Origin of the sequence: Bradyrhizobium nivariense, from assembly GCF_029846695.2 — a bacterium.
Classification (GTDB): Bacteria; Pseudomonadota; Alphaproteobacteria; order Rhizobiales; family Xanthobacteraceae; genus Bradyrhizobium.
On the sequence record NZ_JARWCR020000113.1, the window covers coordinates 1 to 14,985 of the forward strand.

14 protein-coding genes are annotated in these 14,985 nt (G+C 63.4%); 4 read left to right on the top strand and 10 right to left on the bottom strand.

The window, feature by feature from the left end:
* Positions 1-68 precede the first annotated feature (68 nt).
* The 3 genes from QCM77_RS43590 to QCM77_RS43600 all read right to left on the bottom strand — a co-directional run bounded on the left by QCM77_RS43590 (position 69) and on the right by QCM77_RS43600 (position 2,408).
* Positions 69-974, bottom strand: coding sequence for a hypothetical protein (locus tag QCM77_RS43590; protein WP_280096875.1), 906 nt, complete (start codon positions 972-974; stop codon positions 69-71).
* 214 nt (positions 975-1,188) lie between these two features.
* Positions 1,189-1,629 carry a nuclear transport factor 2 family protein gene (locus QCM77_RS43595; protein ID WP_038947455.1) on the bottom strand — a complete coding sequence of 147 codons (441 nt, stop codon included), beginning with the start codon at positions 1,627-1,629 and terminating at the stop codon, positions 1,189-1,191.
* Positions 1,630-1,979: 350 nt separating this feature from the next.
* A complete protein-coding gene (locus QCM77_RS43600) occupies positions 1,980-2,408 on the bottom strand; it encodes a nuclear transport factor 2 family protein (RefSeq protein ID WP_280096879.1) in 429 nt (142 codons plus the stop codon).
* Positions 2,409-2,660: 252 nt separating this feature from the next.
* On the opposite strand from QCM77_RS43600, the gene QCM77_RS43605 reads away from it, so the two are divergent.
* Positions 2,661-3,047, top strand: coding sequence for a hypothetical protein (locus tag QCM77_RS43605; protein ID WP_280096876.1), 387 nt, complete (start codon positions 2,661-2,663; stop codon positions 3,045-3,047).
* Positions 3,048-3,150: 103 nt separating this feature from the next.
* Here the strand turns inward: QCM77_RS43605 and QCM77_RS43610 are convergent, their stop codons facing one another.
* Positions 3,151-4,359 (bottom strand): GNAT family N-acetyltransferase, encoded by a 1,209-nt coding sequence (locus QCM77_RS43610; RefSeq protein WP_280096877.1) that lies wholly within the window; start codon positions 4,357-4,359, stop codon positions 3,151-3,153.
* Positions 4,360-4,875: 516 nt separating this feature from the next.
* Entirely contained in the window at positions 4,876-5,688 is an 813-nt protein-coding gene (locus QCM77_RS43615) for an outer membrane protein (RefSeq protein ID WP_279661424.1), read from the bottom strand.
* Between the two features lie 441 nt (positions 5,689-6,129).
* Between QCM77_RS43615 and QCM77_RS43620 the strand changes: the two genes are divergently transcribed.
* On the top strand, positions 6,130-7,146 hold the full coding sequence (locus QCM77_RS43620) for a GNAT family N-acetyltransferase (RefSeq protein ID WP_279690631.1): 1,017 nt from the start codon (positions 6,130-6,132) through the stop codon (positions 7,144-7,146).
* Positions 7,147-7,228: 82 nt separating this feature from the next.
* Here the strand turns inward: QCM77_RS43620 and QCM77_RS43625 are convergent, their stop codons facing one another.
* From QCM77_RS43625 to QCM77_RS43645, 5 genes are all read right to left on the bottom strand, one after another.
* The gene (locus QCM77_RS43625) at positions 7,229-8,440 is read right to left on the bottom strand and encodes an FAD-dependent oxidoreductase (RefSeq protein WP_279661422.1); all 1,212 of its coding nucleotides are present in this window, start codon (positions 8,438-8,440) and stop codon (positions 7,229-7,231) included.
* 337 nt (positions 8,441-8,777) lie between these two features.
* The gene (gene uvrB, locus QCM77_RS43630) at positions 8,778-11,780 is read right to left on the bottom strand and encodes an excinuclease ABC subunit UvrB (protein WP_280096878.1); all 3,003 of its coding nucleotides are present in this window, start codon (positions 11,778-11,780) and stop codon (positions 8,778-8,780) included.
* Between the two features lie 138 nt (positions 11,781-11,918).
* Complete coding sequence (locus QCM77_RS43635; RefSeq protein ID WP_279690634.1) at positions 11,919-12,149, bottom strand: hypothetical protein; 231 nt, start codon at positions 12,147-12,149, stop codon at positions 11,919-11,921.
* 57 nt (positions 12,150-12,206) lie between these two features.
* Positions 12,207-12,425 (bottom strand): hypothetical protein, encoded by a 219-nt coding sequence (locus tag QCM77_RS43640; protein ID WP_279661419.1) that lies wholly within the window; start codon positions 12,423-12,425, stop codon positions 12,207-12,209.
* A 114-nt stretch (positions 12,426-12,539) separates the two neighbouring features.
* Complete coding sequence (locus QCM77_RS43645) at positions 12,540-13,457, bottom strand: LysR substrate-binding domain-containing protein (RefSeq protein ID WP_280096880.1); 918 nt, start codon at positions 13,455-13,457, stop codon at positions 12,540-12,542.
* A gap of 269 nt (positions 13,458-13,726) precedes the next feature.
* On the opposite strand from QCM77_RS43645, the gene QCM77_RS43650 reads away from it, so the two are divergent.
* Positions 13,727-14,506 (top strand): TSUP family transporter, encoded by a 780-nt coding sequence (locus QCM77_RS43650; RefSeq protein ID WP_279690636.1) that lies wholly within the window; start codon positions 13,727-13,729, stop codon positions 14,504-14,506.
* Positions 14,503-14,733 (top strand): hypothetical protein, encoded by a 231-nt coding sequence (locus tag QCM77_RS43655; protein ID WP_279661417.1) that lies wholly within the window; start codon positions 14,503-14,505, stop codon positions 14,731-14,733. Before QCM77_RS43650 ends, QCM77_RS43655 begins: the two co-directional genes overlap by 4 nt.
* The last annotated feature ends 252 nt before the right edge of the window (positions 14,734-14,985 follow it).

The following is a 14,985-nucleotide window of genomic DNA, read 5'->3' on the forward strand; positions in this document are numbered from 1 at the left end:
GGCTCCCCCTCACCCGACGCGCTTCGCGCGTCGACCTCTCCCCGCAAGCGGGGAGAGGCGAAAACACGCTACCAGCTCTTCTTGAAACCCGCCGTCAGGCTCTTGTTGATCGCCCCTTGCGAGGTCTCGCCGACCGAGCCGGAGACGGTGACGTTGTCGAACAGTTTTTGCTCGGCGCCGACCTTGCGCAGCCATTTGTCGTCGGTGGTCGACAGCGACTGGCCCGCGGTGATGCTGGTGCCGGTGTCGGTGAGGGTGACCTTGGCCGACTGCTCGGTCGCGTAGTTGCGCGTGATGCGGCCGCCGACGCCGGGAAGCGCCGTGGTGCCCTGCTGGTTGACGCTGTAGCCGTTCTGGAGTGTCAGCGACGTGTCGTTCGACAGCGGCACCGACTTGGTCAGCGACGCCCCGAGCTTGCTCTGCTCGGCGCCGGGATCGACGCGAGCCTCCACCGCGGTCTTGTCCCAGATCGCGCCCGCGCCCGGCGCGGTCGCGGCCGCCCAGGCGCTGCCGGACGACTGAGGCACGCTGCCGCCATTGGTGGCCTTCTGTGCCAACAGTTCGGACATCGTCCGCGGCTCGCTCGTCACCGTCATGTCGGCGCCGATGCGGGCGTCCCAGAATGAGGATACCGACTGTTTTACCGTCACCGCCGAGGAGCCGTTGGCGTTGGCGTTCGTCGCCCAGTTCAGCCCGTCCTTGGCGGCAGCCTGCGCGCGCTTCTTGGCGGCGATGATGTCGTTGAGCGTGCTGGCGTCGATCGCGAGCTGGCCCCAGTCGAGCTTGTCGACGTCGATACCCCTGAGCACGTCGGGGTCGTTGACGTCGGGGGCCTCCGCCGCCTCGGCGTCCTCGTCGGGCATTGCGGCCGTGGGCGGAATGACCTGCGCCGAAACCGTCAGCACCGATCCCAAGATGAACACGGCCGCCAGCACCGGCAGCCTGGTCCAGCCAAAACCTGTCGAGAATTCCATCGTCCTGCCCGTCAGCCCAGTTCGCGCCCAGGATGCGGAACCATCGTTGCGAAATTGTGGCGGTCCCATCAGACGCGAACCAACGGGCCGCGCGAAAGACGCGCGCCCGATGACGAGCTTCCCCACGATTGCATCCGGCGGGGCTGGAGGCCAGGACGCGTCGCGGGGAGCATCAGCCACCGGTCCCGAACAGCGGGGCCCGTTGGTGTTCCTTTCAGCCGACGCTGGTCATCTTCGGCAGATGAATGGCGCGGCCGAGTGCCTGCTCGACCAGATCAAACGTGTCGATCAGCACGCGCATGCTGGTGAGCTTGCCCGCCCTGAACTGGGCGAACTGCGCGACCCGCAAGCTGATCGGCTTGTTGGAGTCCAGCGCGGTCAGCGAATAGCGCAGCATCGATGCGGCGGAATCGACGCCGAGCATGATGCTCTCGCGGTCGAAGCGGCGGACCTGGAAATTGTCGGCGAGCTGGCGGATGACGTCGAGCACGGCGTCCTTGCCCTGGCGCGCGCCGAGGAACGGAAACATGTCGATCGGGCCGTACAGTGCCCACTCGACGTCCTCGTCGATCAGGGCCTCGATGTCCTCGAAATGCCGGTCGTTGATCGCGCGGTGCAACGCACGCGAGAAACGCCAGAGGCTGTGCTCTGTCATTTTGGGCAGTCCTGAAGCTGGCTTGCGAAAAAGCAAAAAACAACCCCATGCGCACAGGAAAGGTGCCGCGGGGTCGCTCAACTCATTTGTGTACGAACAAGATACGTCATTTCGGCCAAAACGCAATTCACGTTTTCGCAAGGCACAATTGATCGCGGCTTGTGAGATTTACAATAGAATTCGGTATTTTACCGGTGCGGGACGCGAACCTCCGATGTCGTCCTGGCGAAGGCCAGGACCCATTACCCCAAGCCGGAGTTTGGCGAAGAGACGTAGCCCGGGACTGCTACCACGCGCGATCGAAAGATTCCGCGGTATGGGTCCTGGCTTTCGCCAGGACGACGGCGGAGCTAGCCCCCGTCCACCCGCTCGCCCAGGATCAGCGGGCCGATCTCACGTTCCAGCACCTGCTGCACCAGATCGTAGGAATCGATGATCTCGCGGATCTGCGCCACCTGGCCGTTGCGGAAAGTGTAGAACACGGCCATGTCGACCTGAATGATGCGGTCGTTGCTGCGCTTCCTGAAGAACACGCGCAAATAGGCCGCGACCGTGTCGCCTTCGGCGACGATCTGCGGCACCTCGTAGCGGATCTCGGCGTAGCGCTCCTGCACGGTGCGCCAGAACTCGCCAAGCTCCTTCTTGCCGTGGCAGGGACCCATGTGCGGCAGCACGTCGATCGGGGCGTGGGTGAGGAAGTCGACGTCGTCGGTGCAGCACGACAGCGCAGCCTGGAGATCGCTACGCGCGATGGCATCGAGCAGATGCAGCACGCGAATTCATGCCGCATTCGGCTGGACGGCATCGGCGGTCGGCTCCCTCGCCCCGTTCTTACGGGGAGAGGGTGGGGTGAGGGGGAGTCTCGCCGGGGACTGTGAGAGTTGGACTCGCGGAGAGTCCCCCTCACCCGATCGCCGCGCGATCGACCTCTCCTCGCAAGCGGGGCGAGGTGAACAGCAGCGTGACCCACCTCACATCACGCGTTCCCCATCGCGGCTAGCTTCATCCGCATGTCATCAGGGAGACGCGCCATGGCCGCCATCGCCGCTGCAAGAAAGTCCAGCCAGCACAACGTGGTCGAAGGCCTCGCGCTGACCGCGACCCTCCAGAGCTTCCCGACCTTCGCCGCCGCCGCCTTCCTGCTCAAGCTATGCGGCAACCACGACCTCGTCGGCGACCCCGGCGTCGCCATCTTCGTCGCCATCGCCTCGCTCGCCCACGCGCTGCTGGCGGTCACCCTTGGCCCGAGCTTCCCGGCCTTCTTCAAGACCGTCTACGAACCAAAATTCTTCGAAGCCCATCTGTCGCTCACTGAGAAGATCACCGCATGGCGCACCCAGCCCGTCGCATCGCTCCAACTCGTGACCATCGTGCTGCTGCTGTCGGTGATGGCGGTGGTGACGGCGAGCGTGGGGTGAGGAAGATCCGCGGTACTCAATATCCGTTGGGCGTCCTACCTCTTCTTCCACCCGCCGTCCCGTCGACGGGGGCGCGGCGGCGAGCATCCGCGGGCCCAATCTGCTACCGATCGTCCAAAAACTTTCCCACGCGGGATACAAAGCTGGCAACTCTAGGTGGGTTGGCAGCTAGAGCCGCAGTTTGTTTCAGATTCGTGGCGAGGGTCCCCAACGTCCGTTTGGCACGGCGGAGCTTCGCCTCGATCCGGCGCTTCGGATTGTCTCTGCTTATCGCGATCCACTTCAGAGGATGCTCGGCGTTGGCCAAATGGGATTTGTGCCCAGCATGGCCGCATATAAAATCATAGCCGCGCTCCCCGCGTGCAATGCTGTCGTCAATAGCCAGCACATGACTGACAAGCCCAGGCTTCAGCCGGGCATCGCATTCATAGAGAAAGCCGCTTTGGTAGTTTAGAACGCGGCCGTCATGCACGAAATTGTACAAGACCCCAATCGTTTGGTCCCCGGCCAACGTCCGTGAGACGCGGATGGCGCCCGTGGGGACCCCGTGCGCAATGAGTTCCTGGTGAAACAGGCGGAAGCTCGGATTGGCGAAGGATCCTCTGCTTCCCCATCGGGACTGATGAAGCTCGACCAGCAAATCGAACGCGGCGAGGGCCTCCGATGTCGTTTCCATGATCCTCAGCCCAACAGGACCGCGTTGGGCGTACAACCGCATGGCACGGCTCAGGGCTTGGCGAGTACAGCGGCCCAATCTGGCGCGGTAGTTTCCGCCATTCTGGCGGACTTTGGCAAAATCAATCCACTGCGCCGCATCTGCCTCTTTCACCTCCGTAACCAGCCCGACTAGGGTCGCGGCGCGACCAGCGGCCGACTCAAGGTCCGGACCGATTCCCGAGAGCACGAGCTGATCAGACGGATGCAAGTGGTGCATCAGGGCTTGGAGAGATGCCACCGTAACGGCCTCGGCCGAAGACCGATCTGCAAGAATGTGGTTGTATTCGATGAACAATCGGTCGAAGCGCGCATCGCCGGTTTCATGGAGCAGCCAACGCGCCCGCGGATGTGGCCCGAAACTCCATGACGTCCGCCGGCAAACAATCGCCAGACCAACGATTTTGCCCGACATCCGCGCGACCAGAACGTGTGGTTGTGCGCCGTGCGGGAGATGACGCAGCCAAGTCCCTATCCAGAGCCAAGACAGGTAAAATGAGTGAGCCGCCCGCATTTCGAGTTCTTTCCACAAGGTCTCAAGTCGGTCGATGCTCTGCAAGGTTTCCACGCTGACGTCGACGACCGGATCGGGGTGCATTGCTTGCTCCAGTCACGCGAAACCAGATAGGCCGAAGTGACGGACCGCGGGGTTGTTCGGCGATGATTCCGACATCGAGTGAGCCCAATGCATCTTCCCAATACTCTCCGCGCTGCCTCGCCGTGCGCCCCTACTCGCCTGCACTTGGGGCTTGCATGGTTTCGGGAATTTTCCTGTCGCGAGGGCAGGATGTGAAGATGCTCTTCCTTACTACTCACACTGGAAGCGGAACGCCGGCTCGCTCCACAAGAGGGGCGGCAGTCGTTGCTCAAGCACGCCTCAAGTGGGTAACCGCCGCTCGCCCATGCTGGTAGTTGGCTCTTGCTACTTCTTGAGAGGTACCCACGGGTGCAAGTCGACCACCAAAGATGGGAGGCGCGCATCGACGAGGCGCGGGGCGTTGCAAACGCCCACCCCCGAGCAAATGGTTAAGATCGGACCTTGCGCTAATGAGGTCGAGGCAGCGCCATGAAGCTCAGCACCGGGACGTTCAGTCAGATTGTGAGTCTGACAGAATCAATACTTCGCGACCACCGGAGCGCCGAACCGATAGTTGATGCCCACCTTGGCGGTGTGAACGCCGGGATCGGTGTGAACATTACTGACCGGAGCCCCGTTAGCGATGCCACTGACGGTGTACGACTCGTGGGTCGCCAGGTACAGGTATTCGCCCTTAACGCTCCAGTTGGGGGTGAACGCGTATTCCACGCCACCACCGGCCGCCCAGGTAACCTGTGTTTGGCTCCGCGCGAGATTTGCGATTCCTGGTCCGCAGCCGCCGACCGCACAATTGTCGGCAAAACTGTAGCTCTTTCCAACGAATGCTACTCCGCCCTTTCCGTAGAAAAGCACTCGGTCAACAACCAGGCCAAGGCGGCCAGCGATCACGCCGTACCAGTCCCCGATCCGCGTGGTGTCGAGGCTGTCGGGATACGCGAGGCCGGCATTGATTGCGTTGATATCCTGCACGGTCCGAGCCAGATGGATGTAGCCTGCCTCTCCTTCAAGACCGAACAACCAGTTTGAGCCCACAGGCTGATAATTCCATCCAACGGTGCCGCCCGCGATGACACTGCTCGAAAGGTTGTAGCTGTTCGGGAATGTAGCGAAATTGTACGGGAACCCGCCCGAAAAAGTGGGTTCAGTCGACAGAGCATTTCCATCACCAAACGCTCCTCCGACAAAGCCGCCGACGTAAAAACCGGTCCAGTTGAATACAGAGGCAACCGGGGCCGGAGCTTTCGTATACGGCCGAGCTGCCAGATCGGCTGCGTGAGCGCTTGCAGAGGTCAGGAGCACTGCAAGTCCGGAAATGAAAAACTTCCTCATCGAATGTCCCGCTAAGTAGAATTGGACATCAAGTTTAAGCTGAAAATCTCACACATTGATGTAGCGCGCGTGCAACAACAGCGTGCGGAATCCGCGGACAACCACTGTTTACCATTCGATGGAACCCGGTAGTGGATGCGGCAAGGCCCTTTTTCTGCAACGCACTGAAGCCAATGGCTGGAGCGTTGTCCTTCGATTTCTCGGATTAATCCCCGTCCCCACGTTGTGACCGCGCCTGCAGGTACCGGGCCGCCTTGATGCCGAACGTAGTAATCCTTCGGCGCGGTTGCTCTCGACGGCATGCGATAGTCACGTAGAGAGATGAATATTGGCTGGCAACGGACAAAGACCGAGGCAATCTCAGTAAGCATTTGTCCACCAGGCCCTGAGCTCGCCCGACTCTGGGACGATCTTGCTGCGCGGGTCGATCCGAACGGATTCATGCATCCCGCGGCATTGCTTGCGGCGGCCGAGACCGGCTTCGCCAAGATTCACGTCCTGCTGGCGTGGGACGAGGAGTCGCAGCCGCGCCGTCCGGTCGGCTTTTGGGCGCTTCAGGAGCGGCGCGATTTGCCGCTGACACCCGCCTTTCTGCAAGCGCTTCCCTACAATTACGCTTTCACCTCGAATGCCCTCGTCGACGGCGCCTGCGCCGACGGCGTCGTGGCTGCATTCTTCGAAGCGCTCAGGCGCGACCTCCGCCTGCCCAAAATCATCAGTTTGAGGTCGTTCGAAGCCGATTCAATTGTCTATCCGGCGATGCTCAGGCACCTGGCGGGCACGGGCCGGCATCGGGAGCTGCATCGCTTCGAACGGCCTTTTGCGGATCGATCCTCCGGGACCAAGAAGTCGAGGTCGGCCTGCAAGAAGCTGCGCAGTGTATGGAACCGGATCTCGGCGGCGGGGTCGGTGGAGATTGTCAACGACCGCAGGCCGGCCGAAGCGGAGGCCGCGTTCGAGACTTTTCTGGTGCTCGAAGCAGCGAGCTGGAAGGGGGCGGAGGGTACCGCGCTGCTGAGCGACGCCGACGATGCACGCTTCGCCCGCCGGCTCTTTCACAACCTTGCCGCGCAGGATCTGGCTTCCGTCGCATTGCTGAGCGTCGACGACCAGGCGATTGCGGCCCAGGTCTTGTTCTACAGCGGCCGGCAAGCCTACACATGGAAGACAGCTTTCAATTCGGCCTTTGCTCAGTTCTCGCCGGGGGCTCTATTGATCGACAAAGTTACCGAGAGCCTGCTCGAATCCGGGCGGATCGTCACGATCGATTCCTGCTCGTATGCGGACGGATTCATGGCGCGGTTGTTCACTGGCCGAAGAACCATGGTCGATGCCCTGATCGATGTTCGCTCGCGCAGCTCGCTGGCTTTTGCCATGGACGTAGCGTGTCACCAAGGTCACGAGCAGATTCGCCGCGTGCAGGACCGGATGCGGCGAGCGATCAAGAGGCCGCGTTAGGCCAAGACAGGGAAGTCATCGGCTTTCAATTCGAGGGACAATGCTCAAGCGAATCGAGCGCCGTCGGCGATTGAAGCCAAGCCTAGGTTCGATTCCGAAGGCGCTGTGTCCATCCTTCGGGTGTGAGCTGATCCGCAATAGGAATTACGCCGAGCTGGCAAGCCGCTCCGATTGCAGCGCCGACGATGAAGCGCAGCCTGCGCTGGAAATTCCAGGTAAAGCCTTCTTCGACGGACATCGAGCGCAACCGGTAAGCCCACGACATGGAGACCTCGTCGTAAGCGCGCTTGACCGGATCGTCATAGAATTGAGCGATCTTGTCTGCTCCCATGCCGCGGCTCGCGAGCCAACTCGGGATATGGATGTTGCACAGCCGCTCAACGTCGTTGAAAACCTTGCCGGCACCGGTGCCGGCCGCCGGACAGGAGGTGGCGAATGCATCGCCGACCAGGACGATGCCGGCCTGGCGATGGCCTAGGCTGACGCAGAGGTCGGCAGGCCGGATCTTGATCGAGCCGACCACTTCGATGTCGCCGGTGAGGCGAGCTAAATTAGGCATCAGGTTGAGCAGGCTGCGCTCGGGGTCGCGACGCATTTCGCGGAGCCACGGATCGTCCATGGTCCGATAGACCATCAGGTTTGCCCGCATCGACATGCCGATGGGAAATAACGTGAGATAGGCCATCTGGTCGGCAGCTCGCTCGGGATAGTAGGTGAGGGCGGCGAAATCGAACGCCCGGGCGTGGCGGGGCTTGAGATCGAAGGCAATGGTGATCGAATGGCAGGGACTCGTCACGATGCGTGCGATGCCGACCTGGTCCTTCAATGCGACGCTCAATCCATGCGCGAGCACGACGAGACGCGCGGAGATGCGGCTGCCGTTCGACAGTGAGACTTGCTGATGGTCGTCGCCGGTGGTGAGCCTCACTGCCTTGGCGGCGATGCACGCGACGCTCGGAGGAATGGCGACGCGCATCACGTTGACCAGGTCGTCGTACCGAATGCCGTACTGGCCTCCCGGGCGCTTGTCGATCAGGCGTCCGAAGCGGGCGACCCAGAATTTGTCGTCTCGTGTGTCACCGTCGAAAGTCGTTGCCGGCAAAATGGCATCGGCGAGGCCGGTCTTGCCCAAGATCGATACCTGCCCACTATCGAGCTTTTCGCAACGCAGATCGGGCGGGTAGACTGGATGAGGGTCGACGAGCATGGTGCGAACGCCTGCGCGCCCCAACATTGCTGCGGTCGTTGAACCGGCAAGGCCCCCGCCAATGATTGCCACGTCGGTGTCGGTCATGATGCATCTCGAGACACGTTGTCATTCCCGGACCAGTACCAGTCAAGAAAGGCCATGCTGATAGCAGGACGACAGGAATGCCACTGTAAGAGAGAATGACCGAGCGAAGCACGAAGCCAGAAGGGGTAGTCATTCTGAACCGTGCACGCGGCTCCGCGAGAGTCACGTGGAGGAATGATTGTCGGCCGGCAGCTGGCGAAGGACGGGCTGCGCAGCACCGGACTGCGGGTGCTGTTAACTGCTCAGGCAATGATGAGCGCCGCCCACATGGTGCTAGTCTAGCTCTCTCCGCGTGTCGTTCCGGAGCGCTGCGCATATCGTCATTGGAAGGGACGAGTCACCTCTTCTTCCACCCACCCCTATGCCCCGGTGCCCCTCCGCTCGACCGCGGCGATGGCCCGAACTCCGGGCCCGACTGCTTCGAGTCCGTCGGCTGGATGATCCGGCTCTCGCCGCCGAACGGCTTTGAGGGCAGCGCGCGGTCGGCGCGATAGGGCAGCGATTCCGGGCCGTGCATCTCGTCGAGATGCGGCTTGTGCACCTTCGAGCCGCTGCCGCCGCCGCTCGCCTTCAGCGCCGAGCTCACGGTCTTCTTCTTCATCGCGCTGACCGGCAAATTGGCGGCGTCGCCGTATTTCTTCGCTCCCGCATAGGCGCCGGCTTTGCCCTGCACGGTGCGCTGCTTGACGGTGGGGTCGTCGACCACGGCGAGCTCGGTGGCGCGCAGCCGCTTGACCTCGTCGCGGAGGCGGGCGGCTTCCTCGAAGTTCAAATCGGCGGCGGCCTCGCGCATCCTTGTTTCGAGATCGCCGAGCACGGCTTCAAAGTTGTGGCCGATCGAGATGACGTCGTCGGTCATGTCGTGGCCGCCGATCTCGACCAGCACATGGTCGCGCTCGTAGACGCTGTTCATGATGTCGCCGATCGACTTCTTGATGCTCTCCGGCGTGATGCCATGCGCCGTGTTGTACTCGACCTGCTTCTCGCGGCGGCGGTCGGTTTCGGCGATGGCGCGCTCCATCGAGCCCGTCATCTGGTCGGCATAGAGGATCACCTTGCCGTCGACATTGCGCGCGGCGCGGCCGATGGTCTGGATCAGCGAGGTCTCGCTGCGCAAAAAGCCTTCCTTGTCGGCATCGAGGATCGCGACCAGCGCGCATTCGGGAATGTCGAGGCCTTCGCGGAGCAGGTTGATGCCGACCAGCGCGTCGAAGGCGCCAAGGCGCAAATCGCGGATGATCTCGATGCGTTCGATGGTGTCGATATCGCTGTGCATGTAGCGGACGCGAATGCCCTGCTCGTGCAGATATTCGGTGAGGTCCTCCGCCATGCGCTTCGTCAGCACCGTGATCAGCGAGCGATAGCCGGCCTGCGCGGTGGCGCGGACCTCACCGACGAGATCGTCGACCTGGGTGCGGGCGGGGCGAATATTCACGGGAGGATCAATCAGCCCGGTCGGGCGGATGACCTGCTCGACGAACACGCCGCCGCTCTCGTTGATCTCCCAGGCGCTGGGCGTGGCGGAGACCGCGACCGTCTGCGGCCGCATCATGTCCCATTCCTCGAAGCGCAGCGGGCGGTTGTCCATGCAGGAGGGCAGGCGGAAGCCATATTCGGCGAGCGTCGCCTTGCGGCGGAAGTCGCCGCGGAACATGCCGCCGATCTGCGGCACAGTGACGTGGCTCTCGTCGGCGAACACCAGCGCGTTGTCGGGCACGTATTCGAACAGGGTCGGCGGCGGCTCGCCGGGCAGGCGCCCGGTGAGATAGCGCGAATAGTTCTCGATGCCGGCGCAGCTTCCGGTCGCTTCCATCATCTCGAGGTCGAAGGTGGTGCGCTGCTCCAGCCGCTGCGCTTCCAGCAGGCGGCCCTGGTCGTGGAGCTGGTCGAGCCGCATCTTCAATTCGGATTTGATCGACTTGATCGCCTGCACCAAAGTCGGGCGCGGCGTCACATAGTGCGAATTGGCGTAGATCTTGATGAATTCGAGCTCGTCCTGCTTGTGGCCGGTGAGCGGGTCGAATTCCTCGATGTTCTCGACGGTGTCGCCGAACAGGTTGACGCGCCAGGCACGATCCTCATAGTGCGCCGGAAAAATGTCGATGACGTCGCCGCGCACGCGAAAGGTGCCGCGGGTAAAGTCGGCCTGGGTGCGCTTGTATTGCAGGGCGACGAGGTCGGCGATGAGCTGGCGCTGGTCGATGCGTTCGCCCTTCTTCAGCGCAAAGGTCATCGCGGTGTAGGTTTCGACCGAGCCGATACCGTAGATGCAGGACACCGACGCAACGATGATGACGTCGTCGCGTTCGAGCAGCGCGCGCGTCGCCGAGTGGCGCATGCGGTCGATCTGCTCGTTGATCGAGGAGTCCTTTTCTATGTAGGTGTCGGTGCGAGGGACATACGCTTCCGGCTGGTAGTAGTCGTAATAGCTGACAAAATATTCGACCGCGTTGTCGGGGAAGAAGCTCTTGAACTCGCCATAGAGCTGGGCGGCAAGCGTCTTGTTCGGCGCCAGAATGATGGCGGGGCGCTGCGTCGCCTCGATCACCTTGGCCATGGTGTAGGTCTTGCCGGAGCCGGTGACGCCGAGCAGCACCTGCGAGCGGTCGTTGCGCTGGATGCCCTCGACCAGCTCCGCGATCGCGGTCGGCTGGTCGCCGCGCGGCTCATAGGACGATTTGATCTCGAAGCGCACGCCGCCTTCGGACTTTTCCGGGCGCGGCGGCCGATGCGGAGTCCACACCTTCGTGGAGCCGTCGTCCTTGCGGAACTCCGGCCGGCCCTCGCGGATCAGAGATTCCAGCGCGTCGGCGGTCGCCTTGACGCCGAGCGCCTCCATCTTGCTGCGCGGCGGACGCGCCAAGGCTTCGGCATCGTCCTCTTCCGTGGGAAGGCCTAGCTGGCGGGCCAGTTCCGGATCGAGCGTCGGTATCGTGGCCGCGGTTCCGTAATTGGCCTGCGGTGCCTCGTCAAGACCTTCAGCCTCTCTGCTCCCTCTCCCCTTGTGGGGGAGGGCCGGGGAGAGGGGTAAGCCACGAGGCGCGCTGCCCGTTGCCGTGTCCTGCGGAAACTCCTTCGGCGTCGAAGCCCGCGCGCGATGTGCGGCGGCCTCGCCGCCGGAACGGCGGTCGCGCGAATTGTCCGGCGGCGGCTGCAGGCCGGTACCCGAGCCAAGCCCGGCATCGCCGCGATTGATCGCGGGATTGAGCAGCTCGGCCAGCGCCGGCCCGATCGGCTGCACGTCGGGACGTGACGCCTTGGAATTTGGCGCCTTCGCGTTGGGGGCCTTGGTCTTGAGGGATTTGCCGGACTTTTCGGGGGATGCAGGTTTCTTCGCCATGCTCCGAATATGGGGCGAGTCCGGCCCTCAGGAAAGGGCGAATGCCCGTCCTGGTTCACGCTGCTGACAGCAGGTTGGCAGCAGCCCTTGGATGCAGCAGACCTTGGATCAAGGATCTTGGGATCACGGATCTTGGGATCACGCCGCCGGCAGCGGTCCATCGTCGCCCTCGGCCACCAGACGCGGCTCGAGGATGTCGAGATGGATGCCGCCGCAATCGGTGCAGCGCATGGTCCAGTACTCGCATCCGGCGCGGCCGCCGATCACGCGGAGCACCGTGAGATCGCCGTCGCATTCCGGGCAGCTGGACAACACATTGCGGGCGTAAATCCTCGGCCGCAGCGTGTCTTCGAATTCGATGACTGACATGACCGGTCCCCCTTTTTAGCCTGCGCCGTCCCTTGGTTCGCTTGCAGTCCCGCTGGCTTATTCGTCGTCGGCCCGCCGGCGAAAGCGATCGATGTGATGCTTGGCATCGGCAATCGCGGCGTCGGGATCGGGCCAGGCGAAGCCGACTTCCATGGCCGGAAACAGCACGCCGTCGATGGCAACCGGGCTGAAATCGGCGCGCCTGATCCGGGCGTGCCACAGCCCCTTGCCAGCTTCGAAGGATTCGATGTCAAAGCCGTCGTAGAGGGTCGTCATTGCAGTCCCCAAAATGTCCCGTTTGAGCGTCTTGTTGGAGGGTCAGGGGACCACATTTGCGGAATTCGGGATGTGAAGCCGTTCACAAGCAGTCGGCTTTTTTACCGCGTAGCGTCAGTTCCGCGCGCTGGTGCGGCCGGTCCGCCGGACGGGACGGGCGGCAGGTTCCGACGCCGCGCGCATGATCCAGCGGCGGAACGCGGCAAAGTCGCGCTGCTCGGTCTGGAAGCTGCGATAGAGCAGGTACCAGCGCATGCCCTTGGGCACCGACAGATCGAATGGCGCCACCAGCCGGCCGGCGGCGAGGTCGTCGTCGATATAGGGTCGGATGCCCATGGCGATGCCCAGCCCGTCGGCGGCGGCCTGGAGCGCCTGGCCGTAGAACTGGAACTCCGAGCCGCGCGCGTTGATGCGCGCGAGATTCGCGGCCTTGAGCCAGATCGGCCAGTCCTCGGGCGAATGCGCAACGCGGATCAGGCTCGGTCCCTTGAGATCGGTCGGGCGCTTCAGCGAGGAAGCGAGGCGGGGCACGCAGACTGGCGTGAGGTCGCCGGCGAACAAGGGCTCGGCCACCAGCCCCGGCCAGTCGCCGGTGCCGAGCTTGATGCCGCAGCTCCAATCCTCGCCGAACGGCACCGACGCGCCGCCGGTGGTGAAGCGCACCTCGATGTCGGGCTCCTCGCTGCGAAACTCCGACAGGCGCGGGATCAGCCAGCGCATCGCGAAGGTGTGGCCGACGCCGATGGTGAGCACGCGGACGCCGGAGGGCGCCGTCACCTGGGCGGTGAGGCTTGCGAGCGCGTCGAAGATCGGCGTCAGCCCGCCCTGATAGGCCCGGCCCGCCTGCGTCAGCACCAGCTTGTTGGCCTTGCGCTCGAACAGCGCGACGCCGAGCCGTTCTTCCAGGATGTGCACCATGCGGCTGACCGCGGCCGCCGACACGCTCAGCTCGAGGCCGGCCGCGGCAAAGCTTCCGGTCCGCGCCGCCGCTTCGAATGCCTTGATGCCGTTGAGAAACAGCAGGCGCCGCAAATGACCGACCCTCAGGAAAGCTGATGCCAGGCCAAGATAACTCAGTTTGCGCGCCGGGGGCAAGCGGGGCACGTTCTGCTTCGCCTCTCCCCGCGTGCGGGGAGAGGCCGACACGCGAAGCGTGGCGGGTGAGGGGAGCCTCCGCGAGTCGCACTATCATCGTGATTGCGGATGCAGCCCCTCACCCCGCCCTCTCCCCGCAAGAGCGGGGCGAGGGAGTGAAGCAGTTTGCGCCCCTTATATTGGCGAGCCACCACCGGAGACCCCTCGTGACATCAATCATGATCGCTGCCCTTGGATTGCTGATGGTCGGCACCGCGTTCCTGTCGGGGCTGTTCGGCATGGCGGGCGGGCTGATCCTGATCGGCGTGCTGCTGGCCTTGATGCCGTTGCCGACCGCGATGGTGTTGCACGCGATCACGCAGATGGCCTCGAACGGCTGGCGGGCGTTGCTGTGGCGGGCGCATATCCGCTGGCGGCCGGTCGGGGTCTATCTGATCGGCTGCGCCGTCGCGCTCGCGGCGTGGTCGATCACGCGCTACGTCCCGGACAAGCCGGTCGCGCTGCTGCTGCTCGGCGTCACGCCGTTCATGGCGCGGCTCTTGCCCGCCAACATCAAGCCCAATCCCGATAGCGTCTGGCAGGGCACCGCCTACGGCTCGATCTGCATGGGGCTGATGCTGATGACCGGCGTATCGGGTCCGCTGCTCGACACCTTCTTCCTCGGTGGCGATTTCGGCCGGCGTGAGAAGGTGGCGACCAAAGCGATGTGCCAGCTCGTCAGCCATTTCACAAAACTGATCTATTTCGGCGGCGTGATCGACCAGGCCGCCACGCTCGATCCCGTGCTCGCCGGCGTCGCGATCGCAGCCTCGATGCTCGGCACCACGCTGGCGCGGCGTATTCTGGAAGCCATGACCGACCAGCAGTTCGTGGCCTGGTCGAACAAGCTGATCACCACCATCGCCTGCTACTACATCGCCTATGGCGGCTGGCTCCTGCTTCGTACCCCGGTGCTGGCGGCCTTCGACAAGGGAGGTTTGCAATGAGCTGTAACGCCGATCCGCTGGTGCTGGACTTCGTCGAATGGGTTGCGCGCGAGCCGCGCGCCTATGCCGAGGTGATCGCGACCTGGAAGACCTCGTGCCCGCGCCTCACCATCTGGGAAGACGCCGCCGACCGCGGCTACGTCGCGCGCGAGACCCAGCCCGGTGTCGGGCTGATCATCGCGGTGACGGCGGACGGCGAGAGGTTGCTGCGCACGAACGGGCGGTGAGCCAAACGCAGCTGTCATCATCCGCGAAGGCGGATGATCCAGTAATCACCAGCGGTGGTTTGTCACACGACTGCCGCGGCGTACTGGATGCCGCGCCTGCCGCCTACGCTAAAGCTTCGGCGCCCCTAAAGCGGAATGGGGTTAGGTTGAATCGATTTGGGATTCCCAAATCAGCTTGTTTCTGATTCACCATGCTGGCTGGGCGGAGGCCAGCATGGATGGGCAAGCCTTATTCTCTGGATCTTCGCAAGC

Excerpts from the sequence above, each read along its gene's own strand:
- QCM77_RS43590 (WP_280096875.1), bottom strand. The coding sequence starts at position 974 with ATGGAATTCTCGACAGGTTTTGGCTGGACCAGGCTGCCGGTGCTGGCG.
- QCM77_RS43595 (WP_038947455.1), bottom strand. The coding sequence starts at position 1,629 with ATGACAGAGCACAGCCTCTGGCGTTTCTCGCGTGCGTTGCACCGCGCG.
- QCM77_RS43605 (WP_280096876.1), top strand. The coding sequence starts at position 2,661 with ATGGCCGCCATCGCCGCTGCAAGAAAGTCCAGCCAGCACAACGTGGTC.
- QCM77_RS43610 (WP_280096877.1), bottom strand. The coding sequence starts at position 4,359 with ATGCACCCCGATCCGGTCGTCGACGTCAGCGTGGAAACCTTGCAGAGC.
- QCM77_RS43615 (WP_279661424.1), bottom strand. The coding sequence starts at position 5,688 with ATGAGGAAGTTTTTCATTTCCGGACTTGCAGTGCTCCTGACCTCTGCA.
- QCM77_RS43620 (WP_279690631.1), top strand. The coding sequence starts at position 6,130 with ATGCATCCCGCGGCATTGCTTGCGGCGGCCGAGACCGGCTTCGCCAAG.
- QCM77_RS43625 (WP_279661422.1), bottom strand. The coding sequence starts at position 8,440 with ATGACCGACACCGACGTGGCAATCATTGGCGGGGGCCTTGCCGGTTCA.
- uvrB (WP_280096878.1), bottom strand. The coding sequence starts at position 11,780 with ATGGCGAAGAAACCTGCATCCCCCGAAAAGTCCGGCAAATCCCTCAAG.
- QCM77_RS43635 (WP_279690634.1), bottom strand. The coding sequence starts at position 12,149 with ATGTCAGTCATCGAATTCGAAGACACGCTGCGGCCGAGGATTTACGCC.
- QCM77_RS43640 (WP_279661419.1), bottom strand. The coding sequence starts at position 12,425 with ATGACGACCCTCTACGACGGCTTTGACATCGAATCCTTCGAAGCTGGC.
- QCM77_RS43655 (WP_279661417.1), top strand. The coding sequence starts at position 14,503 with ATGAGCTGTAACGCCGATCCGCTGGTGCTGGACTTCGTCGAATGGGTT.